This is a genomic window from Pseudomonas sp. BN607 (assembly GCF_029871175.1).
GTDB lineage: Bacteria > Pseudomonadota > Gammaproteobacteria > Pseudomonadales > Pseudomonadaceae > Aquipseudomonas.
The window spans coordinates 78070-94290 of sequence record NZ_SSOE01000019.1; the positions used below are offsets into that span (position 1 = coordinate 78070).

Below are 16221 nucleotides of genomic sequence, written 5' to 3' on the forward strand. Positions count from 1 at the left end.
TTCCTGACCGGCGGTTGACCCAGGTCGGAACAAGGGGGTGGTTCCTCTGTCAATCTGCGGGTTAGACACGTTGTGATTCCGATATTTAATGGCGATGGGCCGCACTTTTCTTTATCGTGTGCGCCCCTCGCAACAACCTGAGATAGACCCATGCTGGAAGCTTCCCTGAATCAAATCGAGCAACTGGTCAGCGACCTGATGCAGAAGAACGCTCAACTCACCGAGCAGAACACCGCCCTCGGCCAGGAACTGGCCCAGGCCAAGGAAGAAAACGAAACCCTGCAGCTCTCGCTGATGGAGCAGGAAGAGAAGAACGGCGCTACCGCAGCGCGCATCCAGGCCTTGGTTGATCGCGCCAGCGCGGGCGTTGTCGGCGCATGAGACTGCAAGAGCAGCCGATCAATGTCGTGTCGATTCTCGGCATCGACTATTCGATCAAGGCGCCCGAAGGCCAGGAAGAAACCCTGGCCCAGGCGGTACGGATGCTCAACACTGCCCTGAACGAGACCAAGCGCCAGTACCCGACCTTGATCGGTGACAAGTTGCTGGTGCTGGCTGCCCTCAACCTTTGCTCCAAGCAAGTTGAGCTGCAGAAGGAACATCAGCAGACGCTGGCGCGCACCCAAGCGCAGATCGATGCCACGGTGGATGCCATCGTGCGGACCATTGCAGAGCAATAAGACCGCACACCGTCCCGTGTAGGAGCGGGTTTACCCGCGAAAGCGTCAGTGGCTTCAACATCGCATTCGCGGGTAAGCCCGCTCCTACAGGGTGCATCTGATTGCTTCAGATCACTGGATTAACTGGATACGCAAGTGTATACACTTCCCGCAAAACAATAATGTTGCGGGGGTAGGGCATGGGCATCTGGCGCAAGAGCATCCAGTGGCAATTGATCACCAGCATGGGCGCTGCCCTGCTGGCGAGCATTCTGGTGGTGGTCATTATCTTCACCGTGGCGCTCAATCGCCTCACCGACCGCTATCTGGTCGACACTGCCCTGCCAGCCAGCATCGAAGCCATCCGCAATGACATCGAGCGCATGCTGGGCCAACCGCTGGTCGCTGCCGCGGACATTGCCGGTAACACCCTGCTGCGCGACTGGCTTGCTGCCGGTGAAGATCCCGCGCAGGCACCCCAATTCATCGAATACCTAAACGCCGCCAAACAGCGCAACCACGCCTTTACTGCGCTGTTCGCCTCGACTGAAACCGGCCACTACTACAACGAGAACGGCCTGGACCGCACCCTCAGCCGCAGCAACCCCAAGGACAAGTGGTTTTACGGTTACATCGACAGCGGCGCTGAGCGGTTCATCAACATCGACATCGATGGAGCCACCGGCGAACTGGCACTGTTTATCGACTATCGAGTGGAAAAAGAAGGCAAGCTAGTAGGTGTGGCCGGCATGGGCTTGCGCATGACCGAGTTATCGAAGTTGATCCACGACTTCAGCTTTGGGGAGCACGGCAAGGTGTTCCTGGTGCGCAACGATGGCCTGATCCAGGTACATCCCGATGCTGCCTTCAGTGGTAAGCGCCAGCTTGCCGAGCAGCTTGGCGCGGACGCAGCCAAAGGTGTCATGGCCGGAGGCGGGAGCCTGCGTAGCAGCCGCTTCAGCCGTGACGGCGAGCGCTACCTGGCGCTGGGCCTGCCGCTGCGCGACCTCAACTGGACCCTTGTGGCCGAAGTGCCAGAGTCGGAAATTTACGCGCAAATGCATCAGGCCCTCTGGCTGACCAGCCTCATCGGTGGCGCCGTCGCGTTGGTGTCACTGCTGTTGGTGGTACTGCTGGCGCGTGGCCTGGTGCGGCCGATTCGCCGGGTTACCGCCGCGTTGGTTCAGATTGGCGGTGGAGCGGGTGATCTCAGCCACCGGCTGGACGATTCGCGTCAGGATGAACTGGGTGACCTGGCCCGTGGTTTCAACCGCTTCCTGGACAGCCAGCGTAGCCTGATCGGCGAGGTGTTGAGTACCTCCGAGCGGCTGCGGCGGGCCGTGGAGCAGGTAACCCAGGTGGTGGACAACACCGCTGAGCGCTCCGGGCGCCAGCAGGAGATGACCGAGATGGTCGCCACTGCTGTACACGAGATGGGCCTGACCGTGCAGGACATCGCCCGCAATGCCGGCGATGCGGCGCAGGCGTCGCAGTCGGCACGAGACGAGGCGTTGCAGGCCCGCGAGGTGGTGCAACGATCCATTCGTGGCATCGAGGGCATGTCAGGCGACATCGGCAAGGCGGCCGATGCCGTCAGCCAGCTGGCCGACGAAGTCGCCTCGGTCGATGAAGTGCTCGCGGTAATCCGCAGCATTTCCGAGCAGACCAACCTGCTCGCGCTGAACGCTGCCATTGAGGCAGCGCGGGCAGGGGAGATGGGGCGCGGGTTCGCTGTGGTGGCCGATGAAGTACGTACGCTGGCCCGGCGCACACAGCTGTCCACCGATGAGGTGCAGCAGATGATCCAGCGCCTGAAGCTAGGTGCAGGTTCAGCGGTGAGTTCAATGCAGGCAGGGCAGCAGGCAACCGGCAGTGGCGTGGAATCGAGCCAGCGCACCGGGGCATCGCTGAGCGCGATTACCGACCAGGTAGAGCACATCAGTGATATGAACCACCAGGTGGCCACGGCTACCGAGGAGCAGTCGGCGGTGACCGAGGAAATCAACCGGACGGTGCAGGGGATTTCCGATTTGGCGCGTGAGACGGCGGCGGAGGTGCAAGGGTGCCGGGAGGAGTGCCAGGCGTTGCGTGGGTTGGCTGATGACCTGGCGCGACAGATGGGTGGGTTCAGGCTTTAGATCGCCGGGGCCGCGAGGCGGCCCCGGTACTCGCTCAACCGCCAATGATCGCGCGGATATCCGCCGCCAGTTCACGCACCCGCGCTTCTTCGGTATCCCACGAGCACATGAAGCGCGCGCCACCGCTGCCGATGAAGGTATAGAAGCGCCAGCCCTTGCCACGCAGGGCCTCGATGGCGTGCTCCGGCATCTGCAGGAATACCCCGTTGGCCTCTACCGGGAACATCAGCTCCACCCCTGGCAAGTCACTCACCAGCGAAGCCAGCAACTGCGCGCAATGATTGGCATGGCCGCCATGGCGCAACCAGGCGCCATTCTCCAGCAGCCCGACCCATGGCGCCGACAGGAAGCGCATTTTCGACGCCAATTGCCCGGCCTGCTTGCAGCGGTAGTCGAAGTCTTCGGCCAGCTGGCGGTTGAAGAACAGGATAGCCTCCCCCACCGCCATGCCGTTCTTGGTGCCACCAAAGCACAGCACGTCGACGCCGGCCTTCCAGGTCAGCTCGGCTGGGCTGCAACCCAGGAACGAGCAGGCATTGGTGAAGCGCGCGCCGTCCATGTGCAGGTTGAGGCCCAGCTCCTTGCAGGTAGCGCTGATCGCCTTCAATTCGTCAGGGCGATAGACGGTGCCGACCTCGGTTGCCTGGGTGATGGTGACCACGCGTGGCTTGGGGTAGTGAATGTCCTGGCGCTTGAGCGCCACTTCGCGGATCGACTCAGGCGTCAACTTGCCGTTGACGCTGGGTGCGGTCAGCAGCTTGGAACCGTTGGAGAAGAACTCTGGGGCGCCGCATTCGTCGGTTTCGACGTGGGCGGTCTCGGAGCAGATCACGCTGTGGTAGCTCTGGCACAGCGAGGCCAGGGCGAGGGAGTTGGCGGCGGTGCCGTTGAACGCGAAGAACACCTCGCAGTCGGTTTCGAACAACTTGCGGAAATACTCCGAAGCACGCTCTGTCCACTGGTCGTCGCCGTAGGCGCGGTCGTGGCCGTGGTTGGCCTTTTCCATCGCCGCCCAGGCTTCGGGGCAGATGCCGGAATAGTTGTCGCTGGCGAATTGTTGGCTCTTGTCTGTCATGGCACGGTCCTGTGAACGACGCAGATCAGCACTCTAAACCATCGATTCAGCACTTGCCTATACAACCCGTGCATCGGCTGATTTCTGTGTTGCCCGGGCTGGCCCTTTCGCGGGTGAACCCGCTCCCACAGGGCGCCGCAAGCCTTCAGAGCGCCGCCGTACCGGTGGGAGCGGGTTCACCCGCGAAAGGGCCAGCACAAACAGCACAACAGCGAATGTCGTAAACGCGCCATTGCAAGGCGTGCGCAGGCATCTGACCCGACCCCGCCAGTCATAACATCGCCACAAAGGGCCACAGTGTCCCACGACAAAAAACGATCGCTGCCGGGAGATACACGATGTTCAGCAAGCAAGACCAGATCCAGGGTTACGATGATGCACTGCTGGCGGCGATGAATGCCGAAGAACAGCGCCAGGAAGACCACATCGAGCTGATCGCCTCGGAAAACTACACCTCCAAGCGCGTGATGCAGGCCCAAGGCAGCGGCCTGACCAACAAGTACGCCGAAGGCTACCCGGGCAAGCGCTACTACGGTGGCTGCGAGCACGTAGACAAGGTAGAAGCCCTGGCCATCGAGCGCGCCAAGCAGCTGTTCGGTGCCGACTACGCCAACGTCCAGCCGCACTCCGGCTCGTCGGCCAACGGGGCCGTCTACCTGGCACTGCTGCAGGCCGGTGACACCATCCTTGGTATGAGCCTGGCCCACGGCGGCCACCTGACCCACGGCGCCAAAGTGTCGTCCTCTGGCAAGCTGTACAACGCTGTGCAATACGGCATCGACACCAACACCGGCCTGATCGACTATGACGAAGTCGAGCGCCTGGCGGTCGAACACAAGCCAAAAATGATCGTTGCCGGTTTCTCGGCCTACTCCAAGACCCTCGACTTCCCACGCTTCCGCGCCATCGCCGACAAGGTCGGTGCGCTGCTGTTCGTCGACATGGCCCACGTCGCCGGCCTGGTTGCCGCTGGCCTGTACCCGAACCCGATCCCGTTCGCCGACGTGGTAACCACCACCACCCACAAGACCCTGCGCGGTCCACGTGGTGGCCTGATCCTGGCCAAATCCAACGAAGAGATCGAGAAAAAGCTCAACGCCGCAGTATTCCCAGGCGCCCAGGGCGGCCCGCTGATGCATGTGATCGCCGCCAAGGCCGTGTGCTTCAAGGAAGCGCTGGAGCCTGGCTTCAAGGCCTACCAGCAACAAGTGATCGAAAACGCCCAGGCCATGGCCCAGGTGTTCATCGACCGCGGCTACGACGTGGTGTCCGGTGGCACCGACAACCACCTGTTCCTGGTCAGCCTGATTCGCCAGGGCCTTACCGGTAAAGATGCCGACGCCGCCCTGGGCCGCGCCCACATCACCGTCAACAAGAACGCAGTGCCGAACGACCCGCAGTCGCCGTTCGTCACCTCGGGCCTGCGCATCGGTACCCCGGCCGTTACCACCCGCGGCTTCAAGGTCGCCCAGTGCGTGGCCCTGGCCGGTTGGATCTGCGACATCCTCGACAACCTCGGTGACGCCGACGTCGAAGCCGATGTGGCCAAGAACGTCGCGGCGCTGTGCGCTGATTTCCCTGTTTACCGCTGAGTGGAGTAAACGACCATGCAACGCTACTCGGGCTTCGGCCTTTTCAAGCACTCCCTCAGCCACCACGAGAACTGGCAGCGCATGTGGCGCACGCCGACCCCTAAAAAGGTCTACGACGTGGTCATCGTCGGCGGTGGCGGCCATGGCCTGGCCACGGCCTACTACCTGGCCAAGGAACACGGCATCACCAACGTTGCCGTGATCGAGAAGGGTTACCTGGGCGGCGGCAACACCGCCCGTAACACCACCATCGTGCGTTCCAACTACCTGTGGGACGAATCGGCGCACCTGTACGAGCACGCCATGAAGCTGTGGGAGGGCCTGTCCCAGGACCTCAACTACAACGTGATGTTCTCCCAGCGCGGCGTGTACAACCTGTGCCACACCTTGCAGGACATTCGTGACTCCGAGCGCCGCGTCAGCGCCAACCGCCTCAACGGTGTCGATGGCGAGCTGCTGAACACCGCCCAGGTCGCGGCCGAAATCCCGTACCTGGACTGCTCGAAGAACACCCGTTACCCGATCCTTGGCGCCACCGTTCAGCGCCGTGGTGGCGTGGCCCGCCACGACGCCGTGGCCTGGGGCTATGCCCGCGCTGCCGACGCCCTGGGCGTGGACCTGATCCAGCAGACCGAAGTGATCGGCTTCCGCAAGGAAAACGGCGCGGTCATCGGCGTGGAAACCAACAAAGGCTTCATCGGCGCCAAGCGCGTCGGTGTGGTCACCGCGGGTAACTCCGGGCACATGGCCAAGCTGGCCGGTTTCCGCCTGCCGCTGGAATCGCACCCGCTGCAAGCGCTGGTATCCGAGCCGATCAAGCCGATCATCGACAGCGTGATCATGTCCAACGCCGTACACGGCTACATCAGCCAATCCGACAAGGGCGACCTGGTGATCGGTGCCGGTATCGACGGTTGGGTCGGCTACGGTCAGCGCGGTTCCTACCCGGTGATCGAGCACACCCTGCAGGCCATCGTCGAGATGTTCCCCAACCTCTCGCGCGTGCGCATGAACCGCCAGTGGGGCGGCATTGTGGATACCTCGCCGGACGCTTGCCCGATCATCACCAAGACCCCGGTCAAGAACATGTTCTTCAACTGCGGTTGGGGTACTGGCGGCTTCAAGGCGACCCCGGGTTCGGGCAACGTCTTCGCCGCGAGCCTGGCCAAGGGCGAAATGCACCCACTGGCCGCGCCGTTCTCCATGGACCGTTTCTACAACGGCGCACTGATCGACGAACACGGCGCCGCCGCCGTCGCCCACTAACCGGAGACACCGTCATGTTGCATATTTTCTGTCCCCACTGCGGCGAGCTGCGCTCCGAAGAAGAGTTCCACGCCTCTGGCCAGGCGCATATCGCCCGCCCGCTGGACCCTGCCGCCTGCTCCGACGAGGAGTGGGGTACCTACATGTTCTACCGTGACAACCCGCGCGGTATTCACCACGAACTGTGGGACCACGTTGCCGGCTGCCGCCAGTACTTCAACGTCACCCGCGACACCGTGACCTATGAAATTCTGGAAACCTACAAGATTGGCGAAAAGCCGCAAGTGACCGCCAACGGTAAAGCTGCCAGCGCACCGTCCGCTGTCAAAGGCCAAGGGGAAAAAGTATGAGCCAGACCTATCGCCTCGCCAGCGGCGGCCGTATCGACCGCAGCAAGGTCCTGAACTTCACCTTCAACGGCAAGACCTACCAGGGTTATGCCGGTGACAGCCTGGCCGCCGCGTTGCTGGCCAACGGCGTCGACATCGTCGGCCGTAGCTTCAAGTACTCGCGCCCACGCGGCATCATCGCCGCCGGTACCGAAGAGCCGAACGCCATTCTGCAGATCGGCTCCAGCGAAGCCACCCAGATCCCTAACGTGCGTGCTACCCAGCAGGCACTGTACGCAGGCCTGGTAGCCAACAGCACCAACGGCTGGCCGAACGTCAACAACGACGTCATGGGCATCCTTGGCAAGGTCGGTGGCAGCATGATGCCGCCAGGCTTCTACTACAAAACCTTCATGTACCCGAAATCGTTCTGGATGACTTACGAGAAGTACATCCGCAAGGCAGCCGGCCTGGGCCGCGCACCGCTGCAGAACGACCCGGACAGCTACGACTACATGAACCAGCACTGCGACGTGCTGATCGTCGGCGCTGGCCCAGCTGGCCTGGCCGCGGCACTGGCCGCTGCGCGCAGCGGTGCCCGTGTGATTCTGGCTGACGAACAGGAAGAGTTCGGTGGCAGCCTGCTCGACACCCGCGAAACCCTCGACGGCAAGCCTGCCGCTGATTGGGTAAGCGCCGTGGTCAAAGAGCTGGAAGGCCTGCCGGAAGTGACCCTGCTGCCACGCGCCACGGTCAACGGCTACCACGACCATAACTTCCTGACCATTCACGAGCGCCTCACCGACCACCTTGGCGACCGCGCCCCGATCGGCCAGGTTCGCCACCGCGTGCACCGTGTTCGCGCCAAGCGCGTGGTCCTGGCTGCCGGCGCCCACGAGCGCCCGCTGGTATACGGCAACAACGACGTGCCGGGCAACATGCTGGCCGGTGCCGTGTCCACCTACGTGCGCCGTTACGGCGTGGCCCCGGGCCGCAAGCTGGTGCTGTCGACCAACAACGACCACGCCTACCGCGCTGCGCTGGACTGGCACGACGCTGGCCTGCAAGTGGTCGCCATCGCCGATGCCCGCCATAACCCACGTGGCTCACTGGTTGAAGAAGCGCGTGCCAAAGGCATTCGTATCCTCACCTCCAGCGCCGTGATCGAGGCCAAAGGCAGCAAGCACGTCACCGGCGCCCGCGTGGCGGCCATCGATGTGCAGGCGCACAAAGTCACCAGCCCAGGCGAAACCCTCGAGTGCGACCTGATCGCAACCTCCGGTGGCTACAGCCCGATCGTGCACTTGGCTTCGCACCTGGGCGGTCGCCCGGTATGGCGTGACGACATCCTCGGCTTCGTGCCAGGCGATGCCCCGCAAAAACGCGAGTGCGTGGGTGGCATCAACGGCGTTTATGCCCTGGGTGATGTGATTGCCGACGGTTTCGAAGGCGGCGTTCGCGCAGCCACCGAGGCGGGCTTCAAAGCCGCTGTCGGCACCCTGCCAAAAACCGTGGCGCGCAAGGAAGAGGCCACCGTGGCATTGTTCCAGGTGCCGCACGACAAAGGCACCAAGGGGCCGAAGCAGTTCGTCGACCAGCAGAACGACGTGACCGCCGCCGGTATCGAGCTGGCCACCCGTGAAGGCTTCGAGTCGGTAGAGCACGTAAAGCGCTACACCGCGCTGGGCTTCGGTACCGACCAGGGCAAGCTGGGCAACATCAACGGCCTGGCCATCGCCGCTCGCTCGATCGGCATCACTATCCCGGAAATGGGCACCACCATGTTCCGCCCCAACTACACGCCGGTTACCTTCGGTGCAGTAGCGGGCCGTCATTGTGGCCACCTGTTCGAGCCCGTCCGCTTCACCGCCCTGCATGCCTGGCATGTGAAGAACGGCGCCGAGTTCGAAGACGTCGGCCAGTGGAAGCGCCCTTGGTACTTCCCCAAAGCCGATGAAGACATCCATGCCGCCGTGGCCCGTGAATGCAAGGCTGTGCGCGACAGCGTGGGCCTGCTGGACGCCTCGACCCTGGGCAAGATCGACATCCAGGGCCCGGACGCGCGTGAGTTCCTCAACCGCATCTACACCAACGCCTGGACCAAGCTCGACGTGGGCAAGGCCCGCTACGGCCTGATGTGCAAGGAAGACGGCATGGTCTTCGACGACGGCGTGACCGCCTGCGTCGGTGACAACCACTTCATCATGACCACCACCACCGGCGGTGCCGCCCGCGTGCTGCAGTGGATGGAGCTGTACCACCAGACCGAATGGCCGGAGCTGAAGGTGTACTTCACCTCGGTCACCGACCACTGGGCCACCATGACCCTGTCCGGTCCTAACAGCCGCAAGCTGCTGAGCGAGCTGACCGACATCGACATGGACAAGGAAGCGTTCCCGTTCATGACCTGGAAGGAAGGCAACGTCGGTGGCGTGCCGGCCCGCGTGTTCCGTATCTCGTTCACCGGCGAGCTGTCGTACGAAGTGAACGTGCAGGCCAACTACGCGATGGGCGTGCTGGAGCAGATCATCGAGGCTGGCAAGAAGTACAACCTGACCCCGTACGGTACCGAGACCATGCACGTACTGCGTGCAGAGAAGGGCTTCATCATCGTGGGCCAGGACACCGATGGTTCGATGAACCCGGACGACCTGAACATGAGCTGGTGCGTTGGCCGCAACAAGCCGTTCTCGTGGATCGGCCTGCGTGGCATGAACCGCGAAGATTGCGTACGTGAGAACCGCAAGCAGCTGGTGGGCCTGAAGCCGGTCGACCCGACCAAGTGGCTGCCGGAAGGCGCCCAACTGGTGTTCGACCCGAAACAACCGATCCCGATGGACATGGTCGGCCACGTCACCTCCAGCTACGCGTCCAACTCCCTGGGCTACTCGTTCGCCATGGGCGTGGTCAAGGGCGGCCTCAAGCGCATGGGCGAGCGTGTCTACTCGCCGCAGGCGGATGGCAGCGTGATCGAGGCGGAGATCGTGTCTTCGGTGTTCTTCGATCCGAAGGGTGAGCGGCAGAACGTCTAAGGCCCCCGGTCCAACCGGTGCCAGGCGTGGAATGAGGTCTCTGTGGGAGCGGGCGTGCCCGCGAAGAGGGCGGTGAATTCAACATCGCATTCGCGGGCATGCCCGCTCCCACAGGATGGCCGTCTCCCGCAGGCACCGTGGTCGAATCCAGAATTCAAGGCAGGTAAGAAATGAGCGCTATCAACGTCTTCCAGCAAAACCCCGGCGCCGAGGCCAAGGCCCAGTCGCCACTGCACCATGCCGACCTGGCCAGCCTGGTTGGCAAAGGCCGCAAGAACGCAGGTGTAACCCTGCGTGAGAAGAAGTTTCTCGGTCACCTGACCATCCGTGGTGATGGCCACAACCCGGAATTCGCCGCTGGCGTGCACAAGGCCCTGGGCCTGGAGCTGCCGGTAGCCCTGACCGTGGTTGCCAACGGTGAAACCTCGCTGCAATGGGTAGGCCCCGACGAATGGCTGCTGATCGTCCCAGGCGGCCAGGAACTGGCGGTCGAGCAAAAGCTGCGCGCGGCCCTCGAAGGCCAGCACATTCAGGTAGTCAATGTCAGTGGCGGGCAAAGCCTGCTGGAGCTGCGTGGCCCGAACGTGCGCGAAGTGCTGATGAAGTCCACCAGCTATGATGTTCACCCGAACAACTTCCCGGTGGGCAAGGCCGTGGGCACCGTGTTCGCCAAGTCGCAACTGGTGATCCGCCGCACTGCTGAAGACACCTGGGAGCTGGTGATTCGCCGCAGCTTCGCCGATTACTGGTGGCTGTGGCTGCAGGACGCTTCTGCCGAATACGGCCTGAGCATCGAAGCCTAAGGAGCAAGAACATGAGTCGGGCACCGGATACCTGGATTCTCACCGCCGACTGCCCGAGCATGCTCGGCACCGTCGACGTGGTGACGCGTTACCTCTTCGAGCAGCGCTGCTACGTGACGGAGCACCACTCCTTCGATGACCGGCAGTCGGGACGCTTCTTCATTCGCGTCGAGTTCCGCCAGCCGGACGATTTTGACGAGGCAGGCTTTCGTGCCGGCCTTGCCGAGCGTAGCGATGCGTTCGGCATGGCTTTCGAGCTGACCGCGCCCAACCACCGCCCCAAGGTGGTGATCATGGTGTCCAAGGCCGACCATTGCCTGAATGACCTGCTGTATCGCCAGCGTATTGGGCAGCTGGGCATGGACGTGGTCGCGGTGGTGTCCAACCACCCTGATCTCGAACCGCTGGCGCAGTGGCACAAGATCCCTTATTACCACTTTGCGCTCGACCCCAATGACAAGCCTGGGCAAGAACGCAAGGTGCTGAAGGTGATCGAGGAAACCGGCGCGGAGCTGGTAATCCTGGCGCGCTACATGCAGGTGCTGTCGCCAGAGCTGTGCCGGCGCCTGGATGGCTGGGCGATCAACATCCACCACTCGCTGTTGCCAGGGTTCAAGGGCGCCAAACCTTACCACCAGGCATACAACAAGGGCGTGAAGATGGTGGGCGCCACGGCGCATTACATCAATAACGACCTCGACGAAGGGCCGATCATTGCCCAGGGCGTCGAGGTGGTGGACCACAGCCATTACCCGGAAGACCTGATTGCCAAAGGGCGCGATATCGAATGCCTGACCCTGGCGCGGGCTGTGGGTTATCACATCGAGCGGCGGGTGTTCCTCAACGCCAACCGGACTGTCGTTCTCTGACATCCTGTATCGGCCGATTCGCGGGACAAGCCCGCTCCCACAGCCTGTGGGAGCGGGCTTGTCCCGCGAATGGCTTCACACCTTTGTACCTGCCGCTAAATGGCATCTCCCTGTCGCTCCCAGTCAGCGCACATCTGGCCATCCGGCCCACAATTCCCTCATTCCAGAAACACATGCCGCCCACGGATGGCGGCGCGTTCAACCACCGCTGCATAAATATAAATCAAGCGAGGTAAGAGCATGTCTGGCAATCGTGGAGTGGTGTATCTCGGCGCTGGCAAGGTCGAAGTACAGAAGATCGACTACCCGAAAATGCAGGACCCGCGCGGCAAGAAAATCGAACACGGCGTCATCCTGAAGGTGGTCTCCACCAACATCTGCGGCTCCGACCAGCACATGGTCCGCGGTCGCACCACCGCCCAGGTCGGCCTGGTCCTGGGCCACGAAATTACCGGTGAAATCGTCGAGAAAGGTAGCGACGTCGAGCGCATGCAGATCGGCGACCTGGTCTCGGTACCCTTCAACGTCGCCTGCGGCCGCTGCCGCTCGTGCAAAGAGATGCACACCGGTGTCTGCCTCACCGTCAACCCGGCCCGCGCTGGCGGTGCCTACGGCTACGTCGACATGGGCGACTGGACCGGTGGCCAAGCCGAATACGTGCTGGTGCCGTACGCCGACTTCAACCTGCTGAAGCTGCCTGAGCGCGACAAGGCCATGGAAAAGATCCGTGACCTGACCTGCCTGTCCGACATCCTGCCCACCGGCTACCACGGCGCCGTAACCGCTGGCGTAGGCCCAGGCAGCACTGTCTACGTTGCCGGTGCCGGCCCGGTCGGCCTGGCCGCCGCTGCCTCGGCGCGCCTGCTGGGCGCCGCCTGCGTGATCGTCGGTGACCTGAACCCAGCTCGCCTGGCCCATGCCAAGTCGCAGGGCTTCGAAGTGGTCGACCTGTCCAAGGACACCCCGCTGCACGAGCAGATCGTCGACATCCTCGGCGAGCCGGAAGTGGACTGCGCCGTCGACGCCGTCGGCTTCGAGGCCCGTGGCCATGGCCACGAAGGTGCCAAGCACGAGGCCCCGGCCACCGTGCTGAACTCGCTGATGCAAGTGACCCGCGTAGCCGGCAACATCGGTATCCCGGGCCTGTACGTGACCGAGGACCCAGGCGCGGTCGATGCCGCTGCCAAGATCGGGGCACTGAGCATCCGCTTCGGCCTGGGCTGGGCGAAATCGCACAGCTTCCACACCGGCCAGACCCCGACCATGAAATATAACCGCCAGCTGATGCAGGCGATCATGTGGGACCGCATCAACATTGCTGAAGTGGTGGGTGTGCAGGTGATCAACCTGGATCAGGCGCCGGAAGGGTATGGCGAGTTCGATGCCGGGGTGCCGAAGAAATTCGTGATCGACCCGCACAAGATGTGGGGCGCGGCGTGATGCTGTGATGTCATGAAAAGCCCCTCATATCGAGGGGCTTTTTCATGGCTCTTGCGGGCTGCAGTGCCGCGCAATCTCACAGGCGACAAATCCCTTGGGACGAGAGCGAGTTATTGTGGGGAGGCTCGCAAACCGGCCCGCTCATCTTGGCAAGCCTAACCCCTGACTCTTGAAGATTCATGCCTGGCCGATCTTGCACTCCTGTTCTCAGGTCGAATCTTGTTCAATTGTGTAAAGCCAATTACGAGGGCGACTACAATTATGATAACAAGCAATATAACGGCGCCAAAAAGTGCCATGAAATGACCCGTAGGATCTCTATAGTTTATCGGGTCTCCCTTGCAATAGGCATAGGCATTTAGCCCACCCTTCCCAAACGGGCTCATGGAATCCGGTGAATGGAAGCGCATAAGTACCGGGTTATAAGCGCGATACCCGTTGCCCAACAGGTACAAGCCGAGCGGATCTCTGTGTTCACCATTGAAGCCCAGCGACGACGTTGCTTCAATCCCGTCAGGCAGGTGCCCGTACGGGGTATAAGAAAAAGGTGTTAGTGAGGATGGGTTATGGCTCATCAGTACCGATCGAGCAGGGTCGGAGCCAAGTAAACTCGCTTGGCTTGTCCCGCGCCGTTCCGCGAGTGGCCTGTCCTGATGACGGAACAGTAAGTTAGTCTGCGTGCTCGACTTGATACTGTGTAGATTGTTGCCCTGATAGAAATGCTGCTGAATACTCATTGGCCTATCCCATTCAATATGATTGACCTGCCGGACCACGGTTAGGATGGGTGTCAGTGTCTGCCGCTCAGGATCACATGCACAACTAGCAAAAATGCTAGGTGGAATAGTTTGCGAGCGGCCAGGCAGCCCGATATATGGTTTGGAACAAATCTTGAAATATTCAGTCGAACGCCTCGTTTCCCAGGCCATTCCGGTCGATGAGGTCCCTCTGATGAAAGCACTCACCCTGGCAACCCTGATGACCCTGGCCGCAAGCCCGGTGTTCGCCTTCAACCTCAGCGATGCCGCCAACGCCGTCTCGGCCATGCAGAACCCAAAACAAGGCCAGGTACAGGCACCCGAAGCGCAGGCCAATTTGCTCAATACCTTGGGCAGCCAGCTGAACATTACCCCTGAACAGGCGGTAGGCGGAGCAGGAGCCATGCTGGGGCTGGCGCGCAACAACCTTAGCAGCGATGACTATGGGCAACTGACCAAGGCGGTGCCGGGGCTGGACCTGCTGGCCGGGGCCAATGCCCTGGGTGGCTTGAGTGGCTTGGGGGATTTGCTCGGCAAGAACAGCGAGAGCGAGTCGGCGCTGAGCAATGCGCTGGGTGGCAATGTGGAAAACCGCAGCGATCTGGACAATGCCTTCAAGGCGTTGGGGATGGATACCGGGATGATCGGGCAGTTTGCGCCATTGTTGCTGCAGTACCTGGGGCAGCAAGGGATTGCCGGGTCGTTGCTGCAGAATCTGGGGAGCCTTTGGACTACCCCAGCGCCATTGGCCCAGCCTTCGGTCTGAGGATTCCAGCGTCGGTATCCCCGGAAGGCGCCCAAAGCCTCAAGCCATGAGCTGATCCTGTGGGAGCGGCCTTGTGCCGCGAGAGGGCCGCTCCCGCAAAGCGCAATTGCATCTGGTCAGGCAGCTTCGGTGAAATCCACCAGGCGGACGGGGCGGCGGAAGCCCGCTGTCAGAACTGCCAGGTATGCAAGGCCCAGGGCAAACCAGCACAGGCCAATCACCAATGTCAGTGCCGAGAGGCTGGTCCATAACCACAAGGTCAGCCCCAACCCCACCAGCGGCACCAGACCATAGCTCAGCAGGCATTTGAAATTGCGCTGCGAGGCATCATCCATCAGGTGCGTTTTCACCACCGCCAGGTTCACCGCCGAAAACGCCACCAGCGCCCCGAAGCTGATCAGCGAGGCCAGGGTAGACAGGTCGATTACCAGCGCCAGTAACGAGAACGCCGACACCAGCGCAATGGCGAACACTGGCGTACCAAAGCGCGGCGACAGGTAACCAAAGCTGCGCCGTGGCAGCACGTTATCCCGCCCCATGGTGAACAGGATGCGCGACACCGCGGCCTGGGAGGCCAGCGCCGAACCCAGGCTGCCCGCAACATAAGCAGCGGTGAAGAAGTTGGTGAGGAACTGCCCGCCAGCCTTGAACATCACTTCATTGGCCGCTGCGTCGGCATTGGCGAAGCTGCTGCCCGGCAGCACCAGCTGGCTGACGTAAGCCAGCACGGTGAACAGCAACCCGGCGAACAGGGTGGTGAGGATGATCGCCCGTGGCACGTCGCGGCGTGCGTCGCGGCATTCTTCGGCCAGGGTCGATACGGCATCGAAGCCCAGGAACGACAAGCACAACACCGCTGCGCCAGCCATCAGGTGGCCAAAGCCAGATTTGCTGCCGTCGCCGATTAGCGGCGACAGCAGGTCGAGCGGCTGGCCAGCCAATGTCTGGCAGGACAGCGCGACAAATACGCCAATGAACACGATCTGCGCGCCGACGATCAGATTGCTGGTCTTGGCCACCGAGTTTATGCCGACCACGTTCAGCACTGTTACCAAAGCGATGCATGCGAGCACGAAGGCCCACGCAGGCACTGCGGGGAACGCAATGTTGAGAAACAGGCCGATCAGCAGGTAGTTGATCATCGGCAGGAACAGGTAATCCAGTAACAGCGACCAGCCGGCCAGGAAGCCGACATTGGGGCCGAAGGCCATGTTGGTGTAGGAATAAGCCGAGCCCGCGACCGGGAAGCGCTTGACCATGAAGCTGTAGGACGCAGCGGTGAACAGCATCGCCACCAGGGTGACCAGGTAGGCCCCGGCGGTGCGGCCTCCGGTAAGTTCGGTGACGATGCCGTAGGTGGTGAAAATGGTCAGCGGGACCATGTACACCAGGCCGAAAAACACCAAGGCTGGCAGGCCGAGGACGCGGCGAAGCTGGGCGGGGTTTGAGCTGGTTGGGTTGGCCATTGATCGATCCAGGCATTTTTGTAGTTGT

At 62.2% G+C, this 16221-nt stretch carries 14 protein-coding genes; 11 read left to right on the top strand and 3 right to left on the bottom strand.

Translation table 11 applies throughout. The annotated features are described in order from the left end of the window. The first annotated feature begins 150 nt into the window (after nt 1-150). From E8E68_RS02120 to mcpH, 3 genes are all read left to right on the top strand, one after another. Entirely contained in the window at nt 151-381 is a 231-nt protein-coding gene (locus tag E8E68_RS02120) for a hypothetical protein (protein WP_110744750.1), read from the top strand. Then, the gene (locus tag E8E68_RS02125; protein ID WP_110744749.1) at nt 378-680 is read left to right on the top strand and encodes a cell division protein ZapA; all 303 of its coding nucleotides are present in this window, start codon (nt 378-380) and stop codon (nt 678-680) included. The genes E8E68_RS02120 and E8E68_RS02125 overlap by 4 nt, the downstream gene beginning before the upstream one ends. Before the next feature lie 179 nt (nt 681-859). Beyond that, nucleotides 860-2797 carry a methyl-accepting chemotaxis protein McpH gene (gene mcpH / locus E8E68_RS02130; RefSeq protein ID WP_266030576.1) on the top strand — a complete coding sequence of 646 codons (1938 nt, stop codon included), beginning with the start codon at nt 860-862 and terminating at the stop codon, nt 2795-2797. A 34-nt stretch (nt 2798-2831) separates the two neighbouring features. Here mcpH and E8E68_RS02135 read toward each other — a convergent pair whose 3' ends face one another. Continuing rightward, on the bottom strand, nt 2832-3872 hold the full coding sequence (locus E8E68_RS02135; protein WP_266030579.1) for a low specificity L-threonine aldolase: 1041 nt from the start codon (nt 3870-3872) through the stop codon (nt 2832-2834). 338 nt (nt 3873-4210) lie between these two features. Between E8E68_RS02135 and E8E68_RS02140 the strand changes: the two genes are divergently transcribed. The 7 genes from E8E68_RS02140 (at nt 4211) to fdhA (ending at nt 13203) form a co-directional block, all read left to right on the top strand. Then, nucleotides 4211-5464, top strand: a complete 1254-nt coding sequence (locus tag E8E68_RS02140) for a serine hydroxymethyltransferase (RefSeq protein WP_003255681.1) — start codon at nt 4211-4213, stop codon at nt 5462-5464. Nucleotides 5465-5479: 15 nt separating this feature from the next. Beyond that, on the top strand, nt 5480-6730 hold the full coding sequence (locus tag E8E68_RS02145) for a sarcosine oxidase subunit beta family protein (protein ID WP_266030582.1): 1251 nt from the start codon (nt 5480-5482) through the stop codon (nt 6728-6730). Nucleotides 6731-6744: 14 nt separating this feature from the next. Beyond that, nucleotides 6745-7080: a sarcosine oxidase subunit delta gene (locus E8E68_RS02150; protein WP_009683373.1), complete on the top strand. Its 336-nt coding sequence runs from the start codon at nt 6745-6747 to the stop codon at nt 7078-7080. Further along, complete coding sequence (locus E8E68_RS02155) at nt 7077-10091, top strand: sarcosine oxidase subunit alpha (RefSeq protein WP_266030585.1); 3015 nt, start codon at nt 7077-7079, stop codon at nt 10089-10091. Before E8E68_RS02150 ends, E8E68_RS02155 begins: the two co-directional genes overlap by 4 nt. Nucleotides 10092-10261: 170 nt before the next feature. After that, nucleotides 10262-10894: a sarcosine oxidase subunit gamma family protein gene (gene soxG, locus E8E68_RS02160; RefSeq protein ID WP_110744745.1), complete on the top strand. Its 633-nt coding sequence runs from the start codon at nt 10262-10264 to the stop codon at nt 10892-10894. Nucleotides 10895-10905: 11 nt separating this feature from the next. Beyond that, entirely contained in the window at nt 10906-11763 is an 858-nt protein-coding gene (gene purU, locus E8E68_RS02165) for a formyltetrahydrofolate deformylase (RefSeq protein ID WP_110744744.1), read from the top strand. Between the two features lie 240 nt (nt 11764-12003). After that, nucleotides 12004-13203: a formaldehyde dehydrogenase, glutathione-independent gene (gene fdhA, locus E8E68_RS02170; RefSeq protein ID WP_009683378.1), complete on the top strand. Its 1200-nt coding sequence runs from the start codon at nt 12004-12006 to the stop codon at nt 13201-13203. 155 nt (nt 13204-13358) lie between these two features. Here the strand turns inward: fdhA and E8E68_RS26865 are convergent, their stop codons facing one another. Next, nucleotides 13359-14249, bottom strand: coding sequence for an RHS repeat-associated core domain-containing protein (locus E8E68_RS26865; protein WP_323054381.1), 891 nt, complete (start codon nt 14247-14249; stop codon nt 13359-13361). Here E8E68_RS26865 and E8E68_RS02180 point away from each other — a divergent pair. After that, nucleotides 14155-14727 (top strand): DUF2780 domain-containing protein, encoded by a 573-nt coding sequence (locus E8E68_RS02180; RefSeq protein WP_280339459.1) that lies wholly within the window; start codon nt 14155-14157, stop codon nt 14725-14727. The two genes, E8E68_RS26865 and E8E68_RS02180, sit on opposite strands and share 95 nt — an antisense overlap. 116 nt (nt 14728-14843) lie before the next feature. On the opposite strand, the gene E8E68_RS02185 is transcribed toward E8E68_RS02180, so the two are convergent. Further along, nucleotides 14844-16193, bottom strand: a complete 1350-nt coding sequence (locus tag E8E68_RS02185) for an APC family permease (protein WP_280339461.1) — start codon at nt 16191-16193, stop codon at nt 14844-14846. Nucleotides 16194-16221 lie beyond the last annotated feature (28 nt).

Coding starts and splice junctions, on each gene's coding strand:
- E8E68_RS02120 (WP_110744750.1), top strand. CDS start 151: ATGCTGGAAGCTTCCCTGAATCAAATCGAGCAACTGGTCAGCGACCTG.
- E8E68_RS02125 (WP_110744749.1), top strand. CDS start 378: ATGAGACTGCAAGAGCAGCCGATCAATGTCGTGTCGATTCTCGGCATC.
- mcpH (WP_266030576.1), top strand. CDS start 860: ATGGGCATCTGGCGCAAGAGCATCCAGTGGCAATTGATCACCAGCATG.
- E8E68_RS02135 (WP_266030579.1), bottom strand. CDS start 3,872: ATGACAGACAAGAGCCAACAATTCGCCAGCGACAACTATTCCGGCATC.
- E8E68_RS02140 (WP_003255681.1), top strand. CDS start 4,211: ATGTTCAGCAAGCAAGACCAGATCCAGGGTTACGATGATGCACTGCTG.
- E8E68_RS02145 (WP_266030582.1), top strand. CDS start 5,480: ATGCAACGCTACTCGGGCTTCGGCCTTTTCAAGCACTCCCTCAGCCAC.
- E8E68_RS02150 (WP_009683373.1), top strand. CDS start 6,745: ATGTTGCATATTTTCTGTCCCCACTGCGGCGAGCTGCGCTCCGAAGAA.
- E8E68_RS02155 (WP_266030585.1), top strand. CDS start 7,077: ATGAGCCAGACCTATCGCCTCGCCAGCGGCGGCCGTATCGACCGCAGC.
- soxG (WP_110744745.1), top strand. CDS start 10,262: ATGAGCGCTATCAACGTCTTCCAGCAAAACCCCGGCGCCGAGGCCAAG.
- purU (WP_110744744.1), top strand. CDS start 10,906: ATGAGTCGGGCACCGGATACCTGGATTCTCACCGCCGACTGCCCGAGC.
- fdhA (WP_009683378.1), top strand. CDS start 12,004: ATGTCTGGCAATCGTGGAGTGGTGTATCTCGGCGCTGGCAAGGTCGAA.
- E8E68_RS02180 (WP_280339459.1), top strand. CDS start 14,155: ATGAAAGCACTCACCCTGGCAACCCTGATGACCCTGGCCGCAAGCCCG.
- E8E68_RS26865 (WP_323054381.1), bottom strand. CDS start 14,249: ATGGCCGAGACGGCGTTGGCGGCATCGCTGAGGTTGAAGGCGAACACC.
- E8E68_RS02185 (WP_280339461.1), bottom strand. CDS start 16,193: ATGGCCAACCCAACCAGCTCAAACCCCGCCCAGCTTCGCCGCGTCCTC.